Raw genomic sequence first — 24,587 nt, forward strand, 5'->3', positions numbered from 1 at the left:
TTTTTTCATGATACACCCTCCTCGTATAATAAGTTTTAAGTTAATAACTGTTCCTTGAAAATTAAATAGTTTTTATCTTCAAGAGCTACATCAAAAAAATGATGTATGGGTTAAATTTAGTCTTGGATAAGGTAACACTGATAAAAACAGGTTTCCTTTTTCTTTATATTCAATTAAATTATACCATTATTTTACATGAATTGGAGGGATATATATGATAGATTATAGAATAATTTCAAGAAAAAACTATTCAAATAGGATTGGAGAGCTTGTAACAATGCTTGAACATACAAGAGATGTTACATTGAGCGAAATCTCCAATTTAAACCAAAGTGATTTAGATTTCTTACCAAACGGTAGTTCAAACACTATTGGTTCTCTCTTATCACATATTGCAGCGATGAAGTTTGTTCATCAAGTTATCTCGTTTGAAAAAAGAGATTTAACTGAAAGTGAATATCTAAAGTGGCGAATTTCTTTAGAACTTGGAGACAAAGCAAGGGAAGGAATAAAAAGCAATCTTTAGATTATTATTTGAATGAATTATCACAAGTTAGAGAAAATACACTAACATATCTGAAATCAAAACAAGATAGCTGGTTATTCGAGGAAAACAAGTGGGATAATGGTGTGCCTTATAATAATTACTACTTGTGGTTTCACGTTATGGAAGACGAAATTAATCATCGTGGACAAATAAGAACAATTAAGCGATTGATGGGAATGAATAAATAAATCTTATTCAACCAAAGGGTGCTTTACTTGAGAAAGTCACTAGAAGAGTCAAATGATAACTATGAACTGCCCCCAATTACATCACTTATGAAGAAAATATGAAAAAATTAAAAGAAAAGTTAAAAATAATGAATGAAAATGAGATTTATTATCAATACTATAATTAATAAAAGGGCAACCACGATTTGGCTACCCTTCAAAAATTTATACTTCTGGATCGAAAGTTTTGCAATCTGTTTCTTCCGTAGTAGATGCTTGTTTCCCTTTATGACTTACTACATAAATTGCATCTGCACTACATTTATTGCCGTTTGCCCAAAATTTACAGTTATTTACTTCACATAAAACGTCTTGTGCCATAGTATCACACCTCCTCGTTCTATTATCATTAACAAAATTCGGAGGTATGATACTTTTTGTTATGCATTTTTTATTCCCTTTTTAGCTTTCTTAATGGCCCTATATCTCCTTGTACAATAGCACCTATATTTTCAGTTATTTTTTCAATGTCAAAATGCCACCATTGAATTTGCAATAATTCTTCTATTATTGTATTTGTAAATCGTTCCTTTATTTTATTTGCAGGGTTTCCACCAACAATTGTATATGGTGCGACGTCCCTAGTCACAACAGATTTAGCAGCAATGATTGCACCATCACCTATGTTTATTCCAGGCATAATCGTTGTATCCATACCAATCCAAACGTCATTTCCTATAACTGTATCTCCTTTGTATGGTAAATCAGACAAATTAGGTGTATACTTCTCCCACCCATTTCTAAATATATTAAATGGATATGGCGAAAATCCATCCATCCGATGATTCGCTCCGTTCATAATAAAGGTAACTCCATTTGCAATACAACAAAACTTTCCAATGATAAGGCGATCTCCAAGAAATTCATAATGATGTAATACTCGATCTTCAAATGTTTCTCCATCTTTCGCATCATAATATGAATAATCTCCGGCGAGTATATTAGCTTTCGTTATTGTATTTTTTATAAAGTGAACATTTTTATTTCCTTCAATAGGGTATTTAACATTTGGATTAGGATTCATGTTGCACAGCACTTCCTTTACTGTTTATTTCACTTTCTACCGCTATTACTGGCTTTAAATTGTATATAGGTAAAATAAATAATAATCCAATTATAAATAGTAAAGCTGTGCCTTCATACATCGTACTTAATGAGAACATTTCTTTTAATGAACCAGCAATACTCATTGTTACTACCATTGAACCGGTGAATAGCGGACTTAAAATGCCATTTACACGACCGATAAAATCAGTATCACTATTTTGAATAATGAGCGTATTAATACCTATTTGAATACAAGGAAGAGCTAAACCGCTAAAAAGTTGTGCTGTGAGTGTTATCCATAAATTGGTGGAATAACCTATAATACCGATGCCGATTGCCTGACCAAGCATACCGATAATTAACATCTTTTGCGGCGCAACGTTTTTTGCAAACACCATCGCTAAAGCACCGCCAACAATCATTCCTGCACCATTTACTGTTAGTAACCATTGTAAACTCTCTTTTGATAATCCTAACTGCTCAGTTACAATAAAAATACCTAACGGCTGAATTAAACCAATTCCTAGTCCTGCTGCCATAAAACAAAGCCCTAGCAAAGTTAATGCTTTTTTCTTTTTCACATATTTAATACCATCAAGCATTTCCTGTAATATAGTGATTTCTTTCTTCTCATTATCATTCTCAAGATCTTTCGGAAGAAATAACAACACAGCTGCTGCAAGTAAAAAAGCAATACCTGTAATAATGATTGAAATATAAATTCCAAAACTATGAAAAATAAATGTTCCAAGAATCGGTCCTAACACCATAAATATCGCAAATATTGTTTGATAAATAGACATTGCTAATTGAATTTGTTCTGCCGATAAATGCTGTTTAAACAATTTCATGCCAGATGGCTGAGAAAATTGCGAAAGGATTGCAGAAATAAGTGTGACAAAAAACACGATTTTCCACGTTCCAAACATTAGAGTAATTAATACTGCAAATACTGATAAAGAACTTAAAGTCTCACACCATATCATAGTCCTCTTCGGCTTCCACCTATCAGCAAACGTTCCACCAATAAAGGAAAAGATGAAAATTGGAGCAAACTCCGCCACTGAAATCATCGAAATAGCAAAAGCATCACCTTTTGTCATTTCCATTACGTAAAGTAATACCGCAAAGTTCCGAACCCATATTCCAATTTGTAAAAATAATGCTGATGCTAAAATCCCTTGAACAAACCGATTTTTTAATACTTGTGATACCCCATTATTTTGTTTCGTTTCTACATTTGTCGACATAAAAAAGCCCCCTATTTCATGTTCTGAACAGGAGGCAGCACAAATCATATGAAAAGACTATATTTTTCGCAAAGCGAAATACATCCCTTTTCTATAAATGTACAGACTAATCCTATTCAGAAGAATATTTCGTTTTTTAACGAAGATCTCTTACAAATAGAATTAGTTGATCATTGGGATGTTTTCACCCTTCCGTTTCGAATTTAAATAACACATACATACTCTATGTAAAGTATTTTCGATGTATGCATGTCTTACAATAAATATTCTAGAATGTTAATGGTAATTCCTCTAAAGAACGCATTAAATAATTACCTTGCCATTTAATTTCTTCACGACTTCCTTTTATTTGCAAATCAGGCATTCGATTAAACAAAGTAGTAATAGCAATCTTTGCTTCCAGCCTAGCAAGTGGAGCGCCTAAGCAGAAATGGCTCCCATGGCCAAATGCAATATGACGATTATTCTCCCGAGTAATATCAAATACTTCTGGATTCTCAAATACTGTTTCATCACGGTTCGCCGAAGCTAATGCAATGACAACCATATCCCCTTTTTCAATTGTTCGATCGTGAATTTGAAAAGGTTCATCTGCCCATCTTGAAGTTGTAACCTCAACTGGAGAATAATAGCGTAATCCTTCCTCAATAGCTACATCAATTAATTTTGGATTTTCTTTTAATAACTGTAATTGGTCCGGGTTTTCAAGAAGCGCTAATACCGTATTTGTAATTAAATTTACCGTTGTTTCGTGTCCCGCCACAATTAGTAACATTATCATTGAATATAGTTCCCGAGCGCTAAGTTTATGACCTTCACTTTCTGCAAGTATTAAAGCACTCACCAAGTCCTCTTTTGGTTCTTGTCTTTTAACATCAACTAAATATTGGAGATATGTAATAAATTCAGATAGTTGCTTTTCGGTTTCTTTTATTTCCTCTGGCGTTTCTGGGTAAGCAATGACAGCATGGGACCAAATTCTAAATTTCGCTTGATCTTCTTTTGGAATGCCGAGCATTTCACTTATTACAATAATCGGTAAAGGAAACGAGTAATCATCAACAAGATTTAATGAACCTTTGCGCTCGACTTCATTTAACAAATCATCTGCAATATCCCTTATTCTTCCTTCCAATTGCGCGATCATCTTCGGTGTAAAAGCTTTTTGTACGAGTGATCGTAAACGATTATGGTTAGGTGGATCTGAATTTAGCATGTGTGTCGTTAAATAATCACTATTGTCAACAGTAAGAAAGACATTCAATGTATCTTGAGAAAATACATTGGCCGGATCTTTTTTTAAGCGATTATCTTTTAATAGTGGTAAAGCATCTTCATATCTTGTAATAAGCCACTCTGCACCTAATTCAGTTTTATTCACAAATAAGATAGGTTGCATTTTTCGAGATTCTTTATAAATTTCATATGCATCTTCTTTAAACTGAGCTGAAGCTAAATTGATCCCATCCTCTATTCTTAGCCCAACTTTATTTTTCATTGACATCGTATTCCCTCACTCTCATTTGTTTTTGAAAACGAACCAACATATGCATTATACTCTAATAAAAACGTGAAAATTGTAAATTTTTAATCAAAATCTTACTTCATATATTGAAAAATAAAAAAGTGAGGGAGTAAAATCTTTCTACTCTCTCACTTTTCTTTATGCGAAGCACATAAAATTACTAATTTGTTGATAGCGGTAACTTACTTTACGACGACGACCACCTTGCCAAGTGTAACCTGATACTCCGTTTCTTCTCACTTCAGTCGGAAAGAACCATAAATCTCTCCCGAAAGGCCCTGGACGATGTAAACGTAAAAAGCCCCATCTTCCTAGACAGTTACACATCCATGATTTCATATTTCCTGGTTGTGCTGGAGAAGCAAATGTGGATGGTAAGGATGGAGCTTGAGATGGTGGTGGTGACGTTGGAGCATCTTCCGCATCATCTGGTCTATAATCTTCTTGTTCCATATCTCTCACTTCATTTACAGGTTCGTACCCGTAGTTTTGTGGATTATAATACATCCCTTGATCATATGAATAATTTTGCTGGTTATACATATTAACAAATCACCTACTTTTCATTCAGTACCTTTAACATTCATATGTGATAATTGCTCTATAGGAAGCTTATGTATAGCCTAAATTCAATAAAAAATAAAGCTCGTATTTAAAAATACGAGCTTCTTCATAAACGAAATAGATGTATTATTTTCTTAATTTCACACTATAGAAACGCATTTCATCTAATGAACCTTCAAATTCAAATACTTCTTGTTTAATTAATTCTTTTAAGCGATATTCTAAAAACGTATCGCCAACTAACTGCTCTACATGACCTAGCGCTTCACCAATTACTCTAGGGGCTTTTAGGAATTCTCGATCAGCACCTATACTTTTCGCGCATTCAATAATAAATTGATCAAAATAATCTTCTTGTACAGAACGCACTTCATTGTCTGTCCAAACTCTTAAAAATTCCGTACTTTTCGATAGACTATCCCACTCATTTTCAAACTGCGTACGATTCTCTACAGTTAAATACGGAGATTCTACAAAACTTTTTTGAATTAGAGCTAAACTTTCAGGTGCTAACTCTCCCGTTCCACGAATCGCATATTCTAGTTTTAATATTTCTTTACTTGCTTCAGATGTATTCATAACTCGAATGTTTTTCTTATCTTTTAACTGTGCCATCAAAAAACATAGACCTACATGTTCATGTGCGTTATCGGCTTTCCAAATTGTAATAGGCGTTTCACTAGGAATAGCGTATAGTTCTTCCATAGTTTCTAAAAACCTTGGTAAATACTCTTCTTCAAAATAATTTTCATAAACAGTTAAGTTGTTTACTAACCATTCCTGTCTTGCTAGTTGCCCTTCATTCATATGTAACTTATTTATCGGCCCAATTGAAAAGAATTCAGAAAAAGCAACAACCATCTCTTCCAATCGTTCTTCTTGACCAAGCATATGCTTTAAACATCCAGCTGTTGAATCATCAAATGCAATATGTACGTGTGAGACTTCTTTTACATTTCTTTTATAAGATGTATTACTCGTTAGTTGCTTAGGAATATCCATCAAATTTTTAATAGTATCTTCACTATAGTTTTCTTTTAATAAATTTAATTGGATTAGAATACTTTGAAGTAAATGTTTTGCTTCATCTTCGTGCATATCCTCTACAGCATTTTTAATTTTATCTATCATGTAAACCCCTCAATTCATTTCAAAAATAACGTGGATTATAGTGTATCATTTAAGTGTTACTCTTTAAAAGTTTTTTAGTCAAATCATGTATTAGAAAGATTGCTAAATAACCTTTTGTAAATCCCTTTATTTAAATGTATAATTATATAGAAAATAAAAAATATAGGAGCTATGTTTATGGAGAAAGTATTTCCTAATTATAAACATTATCTAAAAAATTGGAGATTTATATTTATTTGTATATTACCTACTACCGCCTTTTTATTTGCTTTTGATGTCATCTTTGAATTAATATTTCATCAAGATTTCTATTTATCTAACTTAATTTTTGCTATTATTTTATTTTTAATATTTATGAGCATCAAAGATATGTTTAAAATTAAAAGTTAAAGATCCGGATAAAGTGGGATAAAAAAAGAGCACCCTGCAATCAGATGCTCTCATGTGATAGAGGTTTTTCTGAGTATTAAGTAGGACACGAAGGTCTTGTCCCACTATCTAATATATGCTTGTACTTATTTTTTGTGCATGTACGAAGTATCACTATAAATTCTCCTCATAAATTCCTTGTACAATTAACATATTTATACATAAAAAAACATCCCCCGTGGATGTTTTTTTATGTACCGATTTTTAAGCTTCCATAAACTTAGCCGGTACACCAATTTTTTCAACTACAGAAGATATATTAGTAGGATTAATCATTACATTTTCAATACTAACTAATTTATTTTCTAATAGTCCATTCTCTGTTGTAATAAGTTCTTCAAACCGTTCTAAAGTCATTGAGAATTTATGTTCACTTCCGCCATTCATACTGACTTTTACATACTTCATCGTGCACCCGCCTTTCATAATAATCTATAATTCGATAAAAAGGCGCTTACATCCTTTTTATTTAATACTAGATTTTACACTTGCCAATTTACGTTTATATTTAATATGAAAAAAGCTGATACTATTTTTTATTCACATTATAATTGCGAGTAAAAATGATAAAGATAGAAATGCACAAAGTGGTATAAATAAAACAGTATCCATTCTAGCAAAACGCGTATCTTTTTTTCGTTTGAAGATACCAAAATAATGAAATTCACCTATTACTCTTATAAAAAAAACAACCATACAAACCCAGGATCCCATTTGAACAATAATATTAGGAAATGCGAAATGAATAATATTTGTTTGTTGTAATAAAATTATTGCGGCCATACTTAGTAATAACGCAATGAACAAAGTCATCCCTGTACCTGGTGTAAATGCCTTTTCTCCAGCTTTTGTTGGAATGACACTATTTGTCGCCCACTTACCTCCAAAAGCCCAATAAACATGTAAAAAGCTAACTAAAAATAATATACAGACAGAAATATATGTAATAATAAGCATTTTGTCCTCCTATTATTTTATTTAAGCCCTCAACTTTAGAGTATGCTATAAATTTCACCTTAGCAATCTATTTTTAATAACATAAAACCCCTTAATGATTTTTCTTAAAATTGATTAAGGGGTTTTAACTTTATTATGCATTATACCGATTTCTACGACGTTCCATCCTCGTTTGTCCTTGAGCAGTCTCTTCTTTATATTGAGGTATTTGCTCTGTCATTTCATATGTTGCAACTGCAGTTGGTTCTTCGTAATTATGCTCACGTATTTTTTCAGGCGTTTTTTGTTTCGATACTTTTCCACCGAACTTAAATAATTTTAACTTAAATTTCGGTAATCTTGGGATCGGAATCTTAAATGATCGCTTTTTACGTTTCTTTTTTTGTTGAAATAAAGTTATATTTTCTTTATAATCCTCTTCTTTACGGTGTAATAACATAGCAATTAATCCACCTAATATAAGTCCACCAACTAAAAGCATAAGATATTTGAAATGACTTGTCATTAAACTCGACATACGTTCAAGTATGACTAACGATTGCACTTCTTTAATATCCCATAGTAAAGCGGCCCATAATGCGAATAAACCGAAAGTAAGCCCATATGTACGAAAACGGAATAAACATGGGATTAAAGCGATACAAGCAGCGATTTTCGCATTCGCTATAATTGAACTTGTTGAAATATCTTGATGCCAAATAACTAACAATAGTGTAATAAATGGCGCATATGCTATCCAGCTACATATACGTGAATATATTTTTTTCGCAAAATAACTACCGAAACTGGTGAAAAATAAAAGGCCTCCAATATATAAAGATTGTTCTAGTGGGATTTGCTTTAAAATTCCTGCAACTGGAAAGAGGCCGCTCAATAGCATGAATAACACATCTAATTTCTTCACAATTCCTCATTCCTTTCAAATTTCTTTTGAATTCATTCATATTGCTTTTCCACATGGTGTAGTTTTTCATTTCTAAAAAACATCTTAATCCTGTATGGAAATAAAGTAAATATATAAAAGAGAAGATACATGACAAAAGATATCCTTATTTACATGAAAAAATGACAAATCCTGACCTATATAATGAATAGGATTTGTCTATTATTATTATTATTTAAAGTAGAATAATTGAATCTTTCTTTTCTATTTTTATAATATCTACATCCAATTCATCATCAAACTCTTTAAACTCTCTTGCATCTATATCCGTCATATAACTTTTTATTACTTTCGCCATATGCATAGAATATGGCATGTGTATATTCTTTTCCAAAAGCATACTTGAATTACAGCACATGTAATGTACCATTTTGGCAATATAGTTCCTTTCAACAGCTTTTACACCTAGAGGTAATATTTCAAGTATATATCGATGCAATGTTTCACTATCATTACACAGATACTCACCAGTGCTATAATACATTCCCTTTTGATCTATATATAAACTCGTACTATCTAATACGTCATCACATTCTATCACACCGTATTTGGGTACATCAAAAGATGTATTTATTCTTATAGCATTTAAGTTTGGAACCTTTAGCACATCTGGAACAATGTCAGGGAAAGTATCTATATCAATTTTTTCATTTTGTAACTCTTTTATCCAATGTTTTCTTACATTCGCATCTATAATGAAGTATACTTGCTCATTTTGCTCTTTTGCAGGTTGTAAAATTTCCGCTAATGTTTCAGAAACAAATTGTTTAAATTGAATACCCATATCATTTCTTTTTGAAGGCTGCGGCAAAAAGGTGTTATGTTTATCTACATTTAGTAATAAACGATCAATCGTTTGCCACTCTATATTCCCATATAATTTATATGAAATTTCTTTTCCTTTTATTTTTGAAAAAATGGGTAAGAAATCAAATTTCGAGATTCGTTCAATTGATAAATTAACATATGTACAAGGTAAATTTATCTTATTCCAACTACGTTTTAAAAATCCTTTTTGTTCTAATAAACTCAAAATACCATTTATAATCGTTTTACGAGACACACTTTGGCCTATAAATAAATTAATAAATGCTGAAATACGGTTTGTTCGTGCAAATCCTTCTCTAACAATTTGCTTTGGATCAATTTTTTCACGTCCATCACAATTTTTCATTGCAATTAACGCCAATGTCGCATCATTACGCTCACCTGCAGTAGCATAAACCGCTTTCATAACATCCTCTACTAAATTCGTTTTATACTTCTGGCAATATTGCATTTTATATGGATTTTGCAATACCTTTTCAATATTACATCTTACTATTTTTAACAACACTGGAGAATCTGCATTTAATATATATGATGACTCACTGATTTGAGCTAACACCATTTCACTTTCAAATAACGCTTGTTCTACTCCCAGCGATATTTTTTCAGACCATATTTCTAGCGTTATAGTCTCTAATCCTTTTGGTGCAATTAAAGGGAATACTTCTTTCTTATTGCCAATTTCCATCTTTTTACATTCTGGTAGTAATGTGAAATAAGAAAATTTTTGCTGAAACCCTTTAAATAGATACTCTCTTTCTTTTGCTTTTATACCAGATCTTATTTTAGTACCTTGAACTTTATATATTCTCTCATTGTATGGAAGAAGTACCCTAAGATTTGCTCCTAGCATATAATCTTTCGGATATTGAAGAATATGATCTAATTCAACTTCTCCACCTATACGAAAATCATCTTTTAAATTTCTAAATATCTTAATCCATTTTATGCCGTTTGTAGCCTGCTGAACTTTTAGTTTTACAAATCGTAATTTCTTATTATTCGATGCAAATTCTGGAGTAGAAATTAATATCATGCCCCGTTTTCGTCTTAATAGCAAAGGAATGTCTGGATGATTATATTCTTGATAAAACCTCCGAATTCCTATTGAAACATTTAATAATGGAATGTTCTCTCCTCCTCGCGTTATATATTCGAACCGAAATACATAGGCGAAATAGTCTTGTGTTTTTTCATCTTTAATAGGCTCTGACATCGCCTCACAAATATTTTGTGATCTAAGAGGAGAAAAATATATATCTTCTTCATTTATATTTTCTAATTGTACAGGACGTTCACAAAAAATATGTGAAATTAAAGCGGGCACCCATTTAGAATATACTTCCTTATCATGTAGTACTGTTAAATTAGAAATTGAATCGTAATGCCATTCATATTTTGGCGATTCTATTAATTTATTAGGTTTCCAATCATGAATAATCTCATACCAACTTTGAAAAATATAATCAAGTTGTTCTTTTCTAATAGGTTCTTTACATACAATCCATGGTGTATTTTCATTTAGTACATATGGATTATGCTGAATAAATAATATATCAGAAAACATATCATATAATCTTTCATTCAATCGTTTCAACTTACTCGTTAATAAAAATGTCTTATAATGTATCTCTACAATATCGAGCCATTCAATAGGAAAATATATAAATGATACGCTTTCGTTTAAAAGAGGTTCTATTATATTTTCAAATGTTAACAGTCTTAGTTTGTTCATAAAATCATTACTTCCTTTCTTTATTTGTCTTGATTGTCAAAAAACTAGCACTTGCTCTAATCCATTTAAATCAAGTATTTAAAAGAAAAGTAAAAAACATTTCTCCGAATCATATATTATTGAAACAGCTCATTTTAAAATAAAAAGTAATTATCATATACAGCCCCCTTAAAACAATATTTCAATACATGCAAATTATACAATATAAATAACTTAATGTATTTATCATTTACAATAACTTTACAATAAAACTAAAAAAGAACACCTTAAGTCGGTGCTCTTCTTAAAAATATGAACCATTATGTAATTGAACATAAGGATAATATGAATCCTCCAAATGAAATTGCTCCTAGTAAACCTAATACAAATCCTGTTAAACAAATACAATCAGCAAGACAAATGGAAGACTGCGATAACGGAACAAATGACCTACTTGTATTCGATCCATATTGTTTTATTTTCTCATAATTCATATCTAACATGTAATGTAGACAGTTTACACCATCCTCAATAGTATGTAGAGATTCTTTTTCTAATCGTTCCAATAATTTACTATTACAAGCAACTGGAAGAGGATACAGCTTATCTAATTTCATATTTTGATAAATTAATTCTAAACGAGATAATATATTATCTTTCTTCTTTTCAGATGTTACAGTACTTTTCATGTAATTAAGTTCATTTAATAACATTGTCAATTCATCTCTTTTTCCGTATAAATCCTTAGCTATTTTTCTCTTTAGTTTGTAAGAATGGATAATAGATTTAAATTCAATCATTTTAATACACTTCCTAATTAAATATTATTTACCCATTATTCTATAGATAAACAGTACTTTTTAATCCTATATAAAATACACTAAAGTATCTTAATTTACTATCGATAAACATTACATTAATCTTACACAATTGTAATCATTTCATGACCTACACACTAACTAAAAGAAATCACTCCTTAAATTAGACAGATATTTGATGGTAAAATCATAAGAAAAAAAACAATAATTAGATTTAAAATCTAGTCATTGCTTTATCTATCTCATCTTGATTTACACCTATATATCCATTAGCGATAGCTATATTCTTTGTCGGCATGTACATGTATAAAGCTAATGTTTTTTATTAAGAAATGTAGTCAATATTCATATATTACAATAGCATCAGAAGTACCATTAAAACAATTAGAGCAACTACCACAGTTGCCACAACCTCCACAACCTCCACAACTAAAACAACCAAAACAACCGAAGCAACCAAAACAACGGAATCCACCACAGCGACCTGCACAACCGCCACAACGACCACAACCTCCACAGCGACGAGCAGCATCTTCAATATAGTAATATGGATATTGGTTTTGCTGATCCCAATACACAATATCTCCAGACCGGTAATCATTAAGGCTTAACGCTTGTAGTTCTTGTTGAAACTGATTCATTTTCATAACCTCCGTTTATAAAATAAAACCTCATCGATGCTTTCCTATATCTCTGTTCGTTAAATCTAAGTAGAAATAGCGCTATAAACTAAGTTCAATTCATACACCAACAAAGTATGACTTATCACTAGATGATGCACCTTGTTTATGTACCTATTTTTACTATGGGCTCATTTTTATAAATAGAAATTATAAAATTTGAATTCTAGTGTTATATCTTCATGCTTACTAAGTTCAATTCATTTCTCAATAACCATGATGCCGTACCCTTTATGTTCAAGGTAGAATTTCATTCCATTACGCTGTTCATCTGAAGTTGGAGCAGTAACGAAATATGTTAATCCGTTTGTTTGTAATATAAAGTGAAACTTTAATCAGTGGGGGGTTTCTTCATCCCCACTGATTATCAGCCCTCACCAATCGGACTTTTATGGGCAGTTGATCCCCGCCTAACTTCTTTGCTTTCGCTGAATTTTGCGGTGGGGGTCTTACTGCCCATTAAAGCGGGATAAATGTGGCAGAAGTTTAACCAGTTAATGCGCAAAAAATTAACTTAACTAACTTATCGATATGACATTTTGCCGTATCCGTAACACTATCAACTTTACGCAAATCTAGCAAGAAAAAATATATAGATAGGCATTATCCATACCTATCTATAATGTTACTTTCATTTTTATCCAATTACATCTTTTACGTCTGTATCCACTGGCCACTTTTCTAAAGTATAAGCCATTTCCCAAAATGAATATTCATATTGACTACTAATAATAAAATGTTGTCTCATTCGTTTACGGTCTGCCTCTGTTACTTGTTCAGCGATAGTATCTAACCTTGTAATTTGCTCTTCAACTAATGTTCGGAACCAATCGGATCCATAAGCAGAAATCCATTCCTTATAAATTGGCTCTTCTGGCTTACACTCTTTTAAACGCTCACCAATTTCATAATACAACCAATAACAAGGTAAAATGGCTGCAATAACATCCCCTAAATGTCCTTCATACGCAGCACGATACATATGTGAAGTGTACGCATATGCAGTTGGAGCAGGGATAAAAGTATCTTTTTCTTCTTGTGTTATCCCTAATTTCTTCGCAAAATTCTCATGTAAAGATAATTCCGCCTCATATGTATTTTGGGCATGGTGTGCCATACGAGCTGTCGTTTCTAATTCCAGTGCTTTTGCAGCTCCTAAAGTTTGTACTCTAGCAAAGTGACTTAAATAATATGAATCTTGAAGCACGTAATAGCGAAAATTAGCTAAATCTAACGTTCCTTCACCGAGTTTTTTTACAAAAGGATGATGAAAACTAGCTTCCCAAATTGAATCTACTTCTTTACGTAATGATTGTGAAAAAGTCATTTTATTTCCTCCAATAATTCATTTCATATAAGTATTTATCCACAGCAATTAACGCTTTATAATAAAAAAACTTTCTTTACAGGCGTAAAGAAAGTGAAATTGACAGTATTTATACATGAAACAGCAATGTCTTTCCCACTTCCCTACGCTGGCATTAACCAGATCAGGTACTAAGAGTCTCAAATTCCAATTTGATCTCAGCCTATAAAAGGCCCCCCTAGTGGATAAATATTTTATTTTCGTATCGTATTCATCATAACATACTTCTTGTTACTGTCAAAAATATTCATGATACCATTGCTTAAAACCCTTCTTCTTTTCTTACTCTCAATGAAGTTTCAATAATCATATCTAATAGTTTACTATATTCAATTCCCGCTGCAGCTGCACTTTTTGGTAGTAAACTCGCTTGCGTCATCCCTGGTAATGTATTAATCTCCATTACATATGGAATACCATCCTTCACCATCATATCCACCCTTGCATAAACGCTGCATTTCAATGCTTTATAGCAAGCCAGTGACGCTTTGTTTACACGTTCCTTAAGTTCAGCTGGAAGTTCAATAACTTCTTCAATTGTACTAGTATCATCATATTTCGCATTGTAATCAAAGAACTCAGCCGCATGTCGAATTGAAATGATAGGTAACTGTTTTCCATCAAAAATGGAACATGTAATCTCATCACCTTTTATATATTTCTCTATTACTACTTCAGAATCCCATTCGAACACAGTTTCCAGCATTGAAATTAGTTCGTCGTTATCATAGACAATCTTTACCCCCACACTCGAACCACCAGAGTTTGGTTTTACCACTAATGGAAATCCTAACTTATCTAATTCATCAACATTTAGATCCTCCATTTTTGTAAGTTCAATCCAATCTGGTGTTTCTATTCCTTCATAACGTAAAATCTTTTTCGAAATATTTTTATCCATACATATACCGCTAGATAACATATTACTCCCGCTATAAGGAATACCTAAACTTTCAAGCGTTCCTTGAACAGTCCCATCTTCTCCGTATTTTCCGTGTAATGCGAGCAGCGCAAAATCAATGTCTTTCGCTTTTTCAATTAAATCCATTTTTTCATTTAACGTAATTGGTACTATTTCATATTTATTTTTATCTAAATTTGCAATCATTTCATTTCCAGTCATAATTGATACTTGTTTTTCAGAGGATACTCCTCCCATAATAACGCCAACTCTCATTTCCTCAACTCCAAATTTCATTTTTTATTGTATCACCAATTATTTTAATTCCACGAACTATTTCGTCTTCTTTCAAACGTGAAAATCCTAATCGAAACGTGTTCGCTCCTCTTCCATCAGAATAAAACACATCTCCAGGAGAAAAAGTAACCCCTTGCTCATAACATTTTTGTAAAAGTGTACGAGCATGAATTTTTTCTTCTAACTCTATAAATAAATGAAGTCCACCATCACCAGTCATTCTTTGAAACGGAATGTACTCGTTACACATCCCAACAGCTAACTCATATTTTTTCTTATAAACAGATCTTGCCTTTTTTAAATATTTTTCAAAATATCCTTCATGTAAATATTGAAACAGAACAGCTTGATCTAAAGTAGATGTGTGAATTGTTCTTGCTCTTTTCACACTTTCTAAATAATGAATTAGTTCTTTATCTGCAATGATCCAACCTACACGTAAGCCAGGGAAAAGTACCTTTGAAAAGCTACTAATATAAATCACATTATTACCAGCACCAGCAAAAGTTAATAATGGTGCTAAATGTGAACCTGAATAACGTAACTCTTCATTAAATCCATCTTCTATAATAGGAATCTTATATTTTGAAAATAATCTCATCAGTTCCGTTCTTTTCTCTGAACTCGTCACAATGCCGGTTGGATTATGATAGGAAGGAATTAAATACGCAAAATCAAACTCTTTTTCACGCAAGCTTTTTTCAACTTGATTCGTATCAATACCATCTTCATTCATATCAATACCATGAACTTCAAGGCCATGTAAGCGGAATAGCTTCAGCGCAGCATGGTGAGTTGGATTCTCACAAATAACTCGACCTGATTTCTTTGATAACGAGGATATTACAATGTCTAATCCTTCTGTAAATCCATTTGTAATTAAAATATCTTTGTTCGAAATATCTACACCTTTCATTTCCATATAATGAAGTAGATATTTCATTAACGGTCTATAGCCTTTTGCGTATCCGTAATTTAATACGACATCACCTTCAATGGACATACGAGTAAGAAAAGCTCTTTTGAAATTTTCCACATCAAATAGCTTTTCGTCCGGAGCAATACTGTTAAAAACAATCATTCCTTTTTCCCAACGAACACCATGTTTCATTAAATCTAATTCATCCGCTAATAAAGTAACTGTATTAAGTTTATTTTTCCAATCTATTTCAACAGACGAAGTGTTCGATATATCAACCTTCGCAACAAAATTTCCTTTTCCTTTAACTGCATAAATGAGCCCTTCTTGCTCTAAATCTGCATAAGCAGCGAGTACAGTGTTTCTGCTTACACTAAGTAATTCACTTAGTTCCCTTGTTGAAGGAATTTTTTGATCCCCGAGCAAATGCCCTTTCATAATCATCTTCTTTAAATAATCTTTTAATTGAATATAAACGGGACGATCTTTCACAACTTTAAAATCTTTAAACAATTCCTTACCCCCTGCAATCATTTTTGCATAATTATTTCATTCTCAAAAGGTCCACTACATATGTATTTTTTATAAAGGGCGGTACGGTTTTATAAAATACAACTTTAATCAATTAGTAACTTTACTCCCCGTTAATACGTGACAAATCTTTACGATATAAATTAATTATATCTTTTAAAGCTGCTGCTGCGGCTCCGCGTGGATTTGATGCACCACCAATTGTAGTAACTTGGCCCATCGTATCTGTAAAGAACGTAATCCCTTTTTCTGTCCCATTTACATTTGCTAGCGGATGATCCTTATCTATTTCGTACGGTTCAACATTTAAATTCACATTGCCATCCTCATCTTTATATGCTGATGCAATTAATTTAATAAATTTATTTTGTTCCTTAGCATTTCGAATTTGTTGTTTTGTAACATGTTCAATTCCTTTTATATGTATATCTGTAAGCATATGCTCTGTTCCCATTAAACTGTTTGTCAAAAGTAACAATTTACACGCACTATCAGAACCACTTACATCTAATATTGGGTTCGTTTCAGCAATTCCTTTACGTTGCGCTTCTTTCAGTGCTTCTTCAAACGTAATAGCTTCCTCATTCATTTTCGTAAGAATATAATTTGTTGTCCCGTTTAATATTCCTTCTATTTTTTCAACATGGCAACCAGCTAAACTAAATTGACCAATATCAAGTGTCGGTAATGCCGCAGCAGTTGCACCACTATATCGAATTCGTACATTCGCAATTTTTGCTGCTTCATTTATTTCTCTCCAGTTTGTAACAAGCGCACCTTTTGAAATAGCTACTATATCCATTTGTTTCTCAATCGCTTGTTTTATATATTGTTTCCCTGGATTTCCATCTTTAAGGTTTGTAACTGTTGATTCTACCAGCACTGTACCACTTATGTTATCTGTTGCACGTTCCTTCGGATGATATTCTATATACTTCTCAATTGCTGCGCTACTGCTACCATACATTAATAAGTTCTGAATAGATAACCCATCCTCATTATGTATTGCAACATTTCTACCTAATACGCCACTTACAACTAACTCTATACCATATGTTTCATATATATATGAACATTTTTCATGTAGTAATTTTATAAACTCTCTTCCTACTGTTCCATATCCTGATAATACAACTTTAATTTTCATAATATCCCCCCATATTTTTCTACCAAATCCCTCTTTCAATATAATATAAAGCGCCCCCGAATTCCATCGAGAGCGCTTTATTATTACCTATTTCGGTAAACGTAATAGCTTTTCAGCAATTGTTCTATAAAACTCTTGAATGTTAAAAAAACCTAACGTGTCTGAAATACTTAATCCCACCATGTCGAGATGGTCCCAATTTGCTTTCATTTCGATATGATTCCATTTTCCAATCTGTAATGACTCATTATTATTTACAGTTGCATTAGATGATGGTGCAATCATAGAATTTGTATTTACTACACCATCATTTTGCCACCAAGAAGTATTAATTAATGGGCGGTTTTCTTCATATCTCGCATAAGAGCCTAAGAAAAATGCATTCCCCATTAACACTTTATTCATCGTTATATGAGGCAAATGTAAACCTGTTATAGGTGCCGCTTGTGATGCATATCCACTATAGGATAAGTAATACACATTCGGTTGCGTCTTTACCCAAGTATTTAACTCCTTTGCACCATCAGTACTTAAATCCCATTGACTTATATCTTTTGTATTTTTCCAAATTGAACTATTTAAAATACGATCAGTATATTGTAAAGAGGACTCTCCAGCATTCTTCTTTAACCCCCATTGATCCAATTTGAAATCATATAATGATAAATTGCTGTTTCCTCCTAAACTTGCAGCTGTAATGAGTAAATCTTTAACGAACGGTAGTAGAAGACTACCATCCGCAAGTGTTGTACCGTTGTGAGGGGTTGCTAATGTTGTAACACTATGAACATATGATTTCTCGCCCTCAAATAGTGGTGATATTTTGTTGTTTGGGTGATTTTTCACATAATTTTTTTCTTCAAAACTGCCTTCTTTTAATAGCTGTACCAATGTTCTAATCGTTTGTCCACCCATGCTATGTCCGACTAAATGTACTTTATTTGTTTCACTCCAACTCGGCATGAAACCACTATAAGTTCTTCCAAAACGATTATGTCCATGTTTCTCAGCATGTGCGGCACCGTAGTCTACTGTTCCACCGTTAATTTGGGCATATAATTCACATGCACGATCCCAATTACTAGAAACTGGCCCAACGGCTGCGGTATGAACTGTATAACCATTGCGTTTCAAATCTTCCTGTATATCATGAACACCCCCCCAATATTTAACCCCTAGCATTTCCTCTCTACCCCATCCGGCAAATCCGTTTACTAAAATGATCGGATAATTATTTTGTTGACTCTCTTCAGCGTATATTACTTTCGTGGCGAATGAACATACAGTCATCAATGCAAAAAAACATATTTTTAAAAATAACTTCCCCATACTTCCTCCCCCTAATAAAACGTTTACATTTTTTAAATTTACAGCATGCTTTAATAACTTAAACATAATGTAAAGTATTTTATATACGTTGTATATATAGAAAACATATACAAATGTTGATAAATATTTACTTTTTACAATACAACTTGTAAATCTGTTTATTTGAATTTATAATTAGATATAGTTTCCTCATGTTAAAAAGATTTAATAACCATAAGAAAACTAATCTCATTGCTTGAAAAGGAGGAAAAATCATGCAAATCGGATCAAATATTCATACATTGTCTCAACCTACTAAAATAACTCCATCTAATCTTGAGCATAATACTATCTCTTCTACTAAACTTGAAAGTAAGAAAGTAAATGATCCTATCAAGTTCGATATTCGTTCATCCGAAAAAGAAATGAAACAGCCTGAGCATAAATTTAATGAATTAGATTTATGGAAGATGCTAAAAGATAAAGGTGTTCCTTTATGGATTATACTTGAAATGCTACAAAAGGCTCGTAAAGAAAAAGAAGCACAAAATAATTCAGTTCAAAATTCAAATGCGATTGAAGAAACAAGTGAGACTCGATTAAATGAAGTAATGTAATCTATGTTTTATGAATGCTCTAAAGTAAAAAGAGTTCGAGATTGATAAAATTTCTATCAACCTCGAACTCTTTTTTAAGATTTTTCTCCAATCGTTACAAACTGAAATGATACTTCCCCTTGATGATCTTTAATTAACTTTTCTACTTTTACTTTTTCATTTATTAATGTATTATCTGTTGACATTTTAGGTTTTTCATCACCTAAAGACTTGTTCAGGTGGAGAAGATGCATTTTCGTTTCATTTGCTTTTAATTCTTTATACACACTATCTTTTGCTACAATTACATACGCTTGTGTTGGATATTTACGAGTGTTACCTATCCAAGCATCACTACCGTATTTAACAGCAAACTCCTTTCCTTCTAATTGAATACTTTTTAAATTTTTTTCATCTTCTTGTGCCAACAAAATCGAGCCTTCTTTTGGTAACTTAGGTAACGTATCTATAGGTCTAAATTTGGATCCGTTCTCTCTTTCACGAAAAATCTTTGTTTTAATCAACGCTTGTGCTGTAGATTCATTTAAAATTAAAACTTGTCCATTTCCAAATGTACCCGTTTTCACAGAAAACACTTCATTTTCTTTCGTAATTTCCTGATAACGATTCATAATTGATAAAGTATTATTTTCATCTCCAATGATTAATACACCGTTAGCTGGAAATCTGTTTTCATTTTTAGAGCATGCGCTTAAACTTATTAACAATAATATACTTAATATAAAAATAGATAATGTTTTTTTCATTACAGTTCCTTTCATAACTCAAATTGGTCTACACATGCTTTTCTGCAAGCTTACTTGCTTAAATTCTCTATTGTTCCATCGTTTTATAAAGCTTTTGTAAATAACGCCAACGAGTTATAAAGAAATATAAAACTTGTATACATATAAATGAAATTAAAATGACGATAGAGCTATTTAGAATAGAAAAATCGACTAATTGTTGTAATGCAGTATAAGCTACTACAGTATGTATTACTGCAATGATAATTGGTAAAAAGAACATTAATAATAACTGTCTCGTTACGACTTTCTTTAGCTCCCGTTTACTTAACCCCATTTTCGAAATCATTTTATACTGCTGTTGATCGCGGTCCAAATCAGTATATAATCGAAAATAAATAAAACTAGCAGCAAATGTGAAGAAAACAATTCCGACTAAAACACTAGCCATAAGTAATAATCCATTCGTTTGTTTTGCACTTAGTAACTCTATTGTTAGTGCTCTAAATTCAAAATGTATATCTCTAGGATCTTGATTAAATATATTATTTAATTGGTTTGAAACCTCTTTCGTTTTTATCCAATCTTCTACAACAAATCCGTATGTACGATATTGAATAATATCTTCATTATCTGGACCACTATTAAGTGGAATTCCATCATATACATGATCTTGAATAGCAATATATATTCCTTCCGTATCATGAGGTAAAACTAAATTATCGACAGTTTTTTTCACATGAAATGTCTTTGTCCAATCGCCTTGAATGACTTCAATATCCTTCTTATAATCACCATTTTTAAATTCTTGTTTTTGTGATACCATTCCAGGAATTAATAACATTTCATCTTCTTTTTCAATCGTTTCTTGTTGATACCCTAGCGCTCTCGCAAGTTCGTTATATTCACTTAATTTCATTACATATACATTACTTTCCGTATATATATATGAAGATGAAGCCATTCGATACGGAATATTAGCATCAGCCAGATGTTTTTTTATAATAGAGAGATGCTTATCCGCTATTTTGTTGTTTTCAGGAGCCATGTATAGTAATGTATACGGATTCGTCATTCTTACTAAATCTTTATTTCCAAGAGCAGTTGTCGTGCCAATTGCTGTAAAAGCTACTGCTGAAATAATAGATACTATAAAAAACATCGTTGCATTATCTTTCATACGATAAATTAATTCTGAAAATGTTAGTATATTTGTTCTCTTTAAAAAGAAAGTTTCTCTCCTTTTAGCAAGATGCAATATATAAACGCTACACTGTGTATATAAAAAGTATGTTCCAATAATCACCAGGAATACTCCTATTCCTAGCAGAATAAAACTATGATTTGGGATAAAGCGAAATACTAACATATAGCCATACCCTATACTAAATAAAGAAAAAATTGATAATAAAATTGACGATTTTGGTTCAGGTTTTGGCTTTTCTCCTGCTTGAATCAGTTCCACTAGCTCTGTAACTTTTATCATTTTAAATGTTACTAGCGAAACAATTAAAAATAAGAACAGAAATGTAATGATTGTTAATAATACAGCCTGTACTGGTATATAAAAAGGCAAGCCGTTACTAATCATTAATACACTTGCGCTTATTAACAAAACTAGTTTAGAAAATATGAGTCCAATAAGAATACCTATACAAATGGAACCAAGTCCAATTAACATATTTTCAATTAACAATAACTTCTTAAGCTGTCTCATTGACATACCTTGCATCATTAAAATGCCAAATTCTTTCTTACGTGTTTTTAAAAACGAACTAACTGAATATAAAATAAAGAAAAATGAAAATACAAATATCAACCCTTGTGAAACTTTAAATCCTAATGTACCAAATGCACTGATTGTTGTACTTGTCGATTTCAACTCCCCTTGTAGATCAGGATGAAATAATAAAAGTGCATACGTAAAGAAAATCATAATTGAAAATGCACTACTTAAAAAATGACCTGCATATGTACGCTTATTACGAAAAATATTATTAAATGCGAACTGACGAAAAGTCATGCCTTTTCCCTCCTAACAAAGAAAGGACATCCATAATCTTTTGATAAAACGCTTGCCTGCTTTCACCGCAATAAATTTCGTTATATAGTTGACCATCTTTAATAAAGATTACTCGGCTGCAAAAACTCGCTGCATACGGATCATGAGTAACTAACATCATCGTAGCTTTTTCTTGTTTATTTAGAGTATCAAGCATCTCCATTACATCATTTGAAGATTTAGAGTCTAAATTCCCTGTAGGTTCATCTGCGAGTAATAATTGCGGCTTATGAACGATTGCGCGAGCGATTGCTGTTCTTTGAGCTTGTCCCCCTGATATTTCAAACGTTCTTTTACTTAATATTTCTGTAATGTTTAGTTTCTCTGCAATTTCTTCCACTCGTTTGTTCATTTCTTTCACAGAAACACCATCTAAAGTCATTGGCAATACGATGTTTTCTTTTACAGTAAGTGTGCTAAGAAGATTAAATGATTGAAAAACAAATCCTAATTGTTTTCTGCGGAATAACGCTAAATCTTCTGATGATAATTGGAAAGGATTTGTGCCATTTATTAAAATTTCTCCCGATGATGGAGAATCAATAGTAGATACCATATTTAATAACGTTGTTTTCCCACTACCAGATGGCCCCATAATCCCTACAAATTCACCTTCTTGAATTGATAAATCAATATCAACTAATGCCTTATAAGGTACTTTCCCTTTATATACTTTACTAATACTTTTTGCATGTAAAATTTCCATGTATATTCTCCCTTCATTTGCACGTCTCATAACAGAGTGTAAATGAATTGTCTTACAGTTCATATTGATTCGTCTTTCATTTATCTTACACGCTTGTAAGATTTCTAAAAAAACTGATAATAAAACTAGTTTTATACTATAATCGATGTATAACTATTTTATAATATTTGCATAGTGGTTTGAAATACAATACTATTTTCTAATCTTTATAATAATAATAATAAAAGACCGATTGCTTTATCGGCCTTTTTACTTTCAAATATTATATCTTTAACTATTGTATTTAGTTGAAGCATATTTTAGGTACAAATAAAATACTATTTCACTTGATAATAGCCATTGCAAAAAACAGCGTTCTTCGGTTTAATTGCAATTAATATTGAATTGTAAATATCTGAAGCCGAAATGAATGTGTTTAACCAACATATAAATAACATGATTGATTTGATATTTCCTGATACAAAGAACGACATCACGGCAGGAACTACTGATAATACAACAATGGGTAGGCTCATAAAGATCCAAAATCTCATTTTAGATAAGATTGCATTTGTATTTAACCAAAAGAATATTCCACTAAATGTTAAGCTAACATCACCTTTTTTACTTATGACAAAAATATGTAGACATTCGTGAATGATGAAGACAAAGATACCTATTATGATAAGATAAAATATATTAATATGAGTGAAACCTGTTTCAAAAAAATAAGGTATCATAAAAATGATTATCTGAAGTAAATATACAAACTGCATATAATGTTTTCGGTACCAATTACTCTGTATAAAAGGCGTCCATTCTGAAAAATCCATACTTATCTGTGGTAAGTGGCGAAACCAAATAATGATATGCATCTCCTCCTTCATTTAGACTATTTCATAGATTAAACATTTTATCCCACTAGCACTCAACCGTAAGTTTTATATGCCCCTTTCTCACTAGACTTACCACAATATATTTTTTTGACTAAGATAGAATTCTTCCGTATACCATCCCACTCTCCCCTTGCATTCTTCTACTTGTGCTTAAAGAAATTCACTTGCAGGATAATTAAAGTGAAAAATTGGTATTTCTATAGTTTTATGCATTCGACAAAACATTCCAATCCCCTTTTCGTAAATGATTTTTTTATGGTTATCACATTTACAGCTTGATGCCACTGTTTTGGCGAAAAGCAATTCCATCGATAAGTCATCTCAATTGTAGCTTTCATATGTTAACAGCTATAATATGAATGTAAAAAAGAGGTTGTCCCAAAAGGTCGTTAAAAACGAACTTTTGGAGACAACTTCTTTTATTTTTCCTGTATATGGATAAAAACCCCAATCATAAGTAGAAAAACAATGGG

Annotated in this window: 23 protein-coding genes, 3 pseudogenes and 1 riboswitch; of the genes and pseudogenes, 3 read left to right on the forward strand and 23 right to left on the reverse strand. The window is 31.8% G+C overall.

What is annotated here, in order from left to right:
• Positions 1–214: 214 nt before the first annotated feature.
• Positions 215–735, forward strand: a pseudogene (locus tag ACTFSI_RS27090) (DinB family protein).
• A gap of 204 nt (positions 736–939) precedes the next feature.
• On the opposite strand, the gene ACTFSI_RS27095 reads toward ACTFSI_RS27090, so the two are convergent.
• The 6 genes from ACTFSI_RS27095 to ACTFSI_RS27120 all read right to left on the reverse strand — a co-directional run bounded on the left by ACTFSI_RS27095 (position 940) and on the right by ACTFSI_RS27120 (position 6,291).
• Positions 940–1,095, reverse strand: coding sequence for a DUF1540 domain-containing protein (locus ACTFSI_RS27095; protein WP_000046091.1), 156 nt, complete (start codon positions 1,093–1,095; stop codon positions 940–942).
• A gap of 70 nt (positions 1,096–1,165) precedes the next feature.
• On the reverse strand, positions 1,166–1,798 hold the full coding sequence (locus ACTFSI_RS27100; protein ID WP_440045772.1) for a Vat family streptogramin A O-acetyltransferase: 633 nt from the start codon (positions 1,796–1,798) through the stop codon (positions 1,166–1,168).
• On the reverse strand, positions 1,788–3,071 hold the full coding sequence (locus tag ACTFSI_RS27105; protein WP_138321940.1) for an MFS transporter: 1,284 nt from the start codon (positions 3,069–3,071) through the stop codon (positions 1,788–1,790). The genes ACTFSI_RS27100 and ACTFSI_RS27105 overlap by 11 nt, the downstream gene beginning before the upstream one ends.
• 268 nt (positions 3,072–3,339) lie before the next feature.
• Complete coding sequence (gene cypA, locus ACTFSI_RS27110) at positions 3,340–4,575, reverse strand: cytochrome P450 (protein WP_000062102.1); 1,236 nt, start codon at positions 4,573–4,575, stop codon at positions 3,340–3,342.
• Between the two features lie 159 nt (positions 4,576–4,734).
• On the reverse strand, positions 4,735–5,139 hold the full coding sequence (locus tag ACTFSI_RS27115) for a hypothetical protein (protein ID WP_044792297.1): 405 nt from the start codon (positions 5,137–5,139) through the stop codon (positions 4,735–4,737).
• Positions 5,140–5,286: 147 nt separating this feature from the next.
• Positions 5,287–6,291: a DUF1835 domain-containing protein gene (locus tag ACTFSI_RS27120; RefSeq protein WP_440045773.1), complete on the reverse strand. Its 1,005-nt coding sequence runs from the start codon at positions 6,289–6,291 to the stop codon at positions 5,287–5,289.
• 177 nt (positions 6,292–6,468) lie between these two features.
• Between ACTFSI_RS27120 and ACTFSI_RS27125 the strand changes: the two genes are divergently transcribed.
• A complete protein-coding gene (locus tag ACTFSI_RS27125) occupies positions 6,469–6,681 on the forward strand; it encodes a hypothetical protein (protein WP_000416566.1) in 213 nt (70 codons plus the stop codon).
• 243 nt (positions 6,682–6,924) lie between these two features.
• Here ACTFSI_RS27125 and ACTFSI_RS27130 read toward each other — a convergent pair whose 3' ends face one another.
• From ACTFSI_RS27130 to ACTFSI_RS27190, 13 genes and pseudogenes are all read right to left on the reverse strand, one after another.
• Positions 6,925–7,128, reverse strand: coding sequence for a hypothetical protein (locus ACTFSI_RS27130; protein ID WP_000878375.1), 204 nt, complete (start codon positions 7,126–7,128; stop codon positions 6,925–6,927).
• Between the two features lie 132 nt (positions 7,129–7,260).
• Positions 7,261–7,677: a DUF3995 domain-containing protein gene (locus ACTFSI_RS27135; RefSeq protein ID WP_044792300.1), complete on the reverse strand. Its 417-nt coding sequence runs from the start codon at positions 7,675–7,677 to the stop codon at positions 7,261–7,263.
• Positions 7,678–7,810: 133 nt separating this feature from the next.
• Positions 7,811–8,581: a DUF3959 family protein gene (locus tag ACTFSI_RS27140; protein WP_044792302.1), complete on the reverse strand. Its 771-nt coding sequence runs from the start codon at positions 8,579–8,581 to the stop codon at positions 7,811–7,813.
• Between the two features lie 214 nt (positions 8,582–8,795).
• On the reverse strand, positions 8,796–11,183 hold the full coding sequence (locus ACTFSI_RS27145) for an RNaseH domain-containing protein (protein ID WP_440045774.1): 2,388 nt from the start codon (positions 11,181–11,183) through the stop codon (positions 8,796–8,798).
• A 299-nt stretch (positions 11,184–11,482) separates the two neighbouring features.
• Positions 11,483–11,962: a homoserine dehydrogenase gene (locus ACTFSI_RS27150; RefSeq protein ID WP_172801685.1), complete on the reverse strand. Its 480-nt coding sequence runs from the start codon at positions 11,960–11,962 to the stop codon at positions 11,483–11,485.
• 232 nt (positions 11,963–12,194) lie between these two features.
• Positions 12,195–12,302 (reverse strand): annotated as a pseudogene (locus ACTFSI_RS27155) (site-specific integrase); the annotation flags it as partial.
• Between the two features lie 16 nt (positions 12,303–12,318).
• Positions 12,319–12,621, reverse strand: a complete 303-nt coding sequence (locus ACTFSI_RS27160) for a heterocycloanthracin/sonorensin family bacteriocin (protein ID WP_440045775.1) — start codon at positions 12,619–12,621, stop codon at positions 12,319–12,321.
• A 239-nt stretch (positions 12,622–12,860) separates the two neighbouring features.
• Positions 12,861–12,983: pseudogene (locus ACTFSI_RS27165) on the reverse strand (N-acetylmuramoyl-L-alanine amidase C-terminal domain-containing protein); the annotation flags it as partial.
• Positions 12,984–13,297: 314 nt separating this feature from the next.
• Positions 13,298–13,987 carry a thiaminase II gene (tenA, locus tag ACTFSI_RS27170; RefSeq protein ID WP_440045776.1) on the reverse strand — a complete coding sequence of 230 codons (690 nt, stop codon included), beginning with the start codon at positions 13,985–13,987 and terminating at the stop codon, positions 13,298–13,300.
• A gap of 123 nt (positions 13,988–14,110) precedes the next feature.
• Positions 14,111–14,216: riboswitch (TPP riboswitch) on the reverse strand.
• Between the two features lie 72 nt (positions 14,217–14,288).
• Positions 14,289–15,203 (reverse strand): D-alanine--D-alanine ligase, encoded by a 915-nt coding sequence (gene ddlB, locus ACTFSI_RS27175; RefSeq protein ID WP_440045777.1) that lies wholly within the window; start codon positions 15,201–15,203, stop codon positions 14,289–14,291.
• A gap of 4 nt (positions 15,204–15,207) precedes the next feature.
• Positions 15,208–16,656, reverse strand: a complete 1,449-nt coding sequence (pdxR, locus tag ACTFSI_RS27180; RefSeq protein WP_044792384.1) for a MocR-like pyridoxine biosynthesis transcription factor PdxR — start codon at positions 16,654–16,656, stop codon at positions 15,208–15,210.
• Positions 16,657–16,777: 121 nt separating this feature from the next.
• Positions 16,778–17,821, reverse strand: coding sequence for a homoserine dehydrogenase (locus tag ACTFSI_RS27185; RefSeq protein ID WP_440045778.1), 1,044 nt, complete (start codon positions 17,819–17,821; stop codon positions 16,778–16,780).
• Between the two features lie 87 nt (positions 17,822–17,908).
• On the reverse strand, positions 17,909–19,150 hold the full coding sequence (locus ACTFSI_RS27190; protein ID WP_440045779.1) for an esterase/lipase family protein: 1,242 nt from the start codon (positions 19,148–19,150) through the stop codon (positions 17,909–17,911).
• Positions 19,151–19,404: 254 nt separating this feature from the next.
• Here ACTFSI_RS27190 and ACTFSI_RS27195 point away from each other — a divergent pair, with 254 nt between their 5' ends.
• Positions 19,405–19,746 (forward strand): DUF3914 domain-containing protein, encoded by a 342-nt coding sequence (locus ACTFSI_RS27195; protein ID WP_001165498.1) that lies wholly within the window; start codon positions 19,405–19,407, stop codon positions 19,744–19,746.
• Positions 19,747–19,820: 74 nt separating this feature from the next.
• On the opposite strand, the gene ACTFSI_RS27200 is transcribed toward ACTFSI_RS27195, so the two are convergent.
• From ACTFSI_RS27200 to ACTFSI_RS27215, 4 genes are all read right to left on the reverse strand, one after another.
• Positions 19,821–20,492, reverse strand: coding sequence for a lipoprotein BA_5634 family protein (locus ACTFSI_RS27200; protein ID WP_044792391.1), 672 nt, complete (start codon positions 20,490–20,492; stop codon positions 19,821–19,823).
• A 67-nt stretch (positions 20,493–20,559) separates the two neighbouring features.
• On the reverse strand, positions 20,560–22,494 hold the full coding sequence (locus tag ACTFSI_RS27205; RefSeq protein ID WP_440045780.1) for an ABC transporter permease: 1,935 nt from the start codon (positions 22,492–22,494) through the stop codon (positions 20,560–20,562).
• The gene (locus tag ACTFSI_RS27210; RefSeq protein ID WP_070806108.1) at positions 22,469–23,239 is read right to left on the reverse strand and encodes an ABC transporter ATP-binding protein; all 771 of its coding nucleotides are present in this window, start codon (positions 23,237–23,239) and stop codon (positions 22,469–22,471) included. Before ACTFSI_RS27210 ends, ACTFSI_RS27205 begins: the two co-directional genes overlap by 26 nt.
• Positions 23,240–23,556: 317 nt before the next feature.
• Entirely contained in the window at positions 23,557–24,093 is a 537-nt protein-coding gene (locus ACTFSI_RS27215; protein WP_000547457.1) for a DUF3267 domain-containing protein, read from the reverse strand.
• Between the last annotated feature and the right edge of the window lie 494 nt (positions 24,094–24,587).

Source organism: Bacillus cereus group sp. MYBK101-2 (assembly GCF_051918845.1).
Classification (GTDB): Bacteria; Bacillota; Bacilli; order Bacillales; family Bacillaceae_G; genus Bacillus_A; species Bacillus_A paranthracis.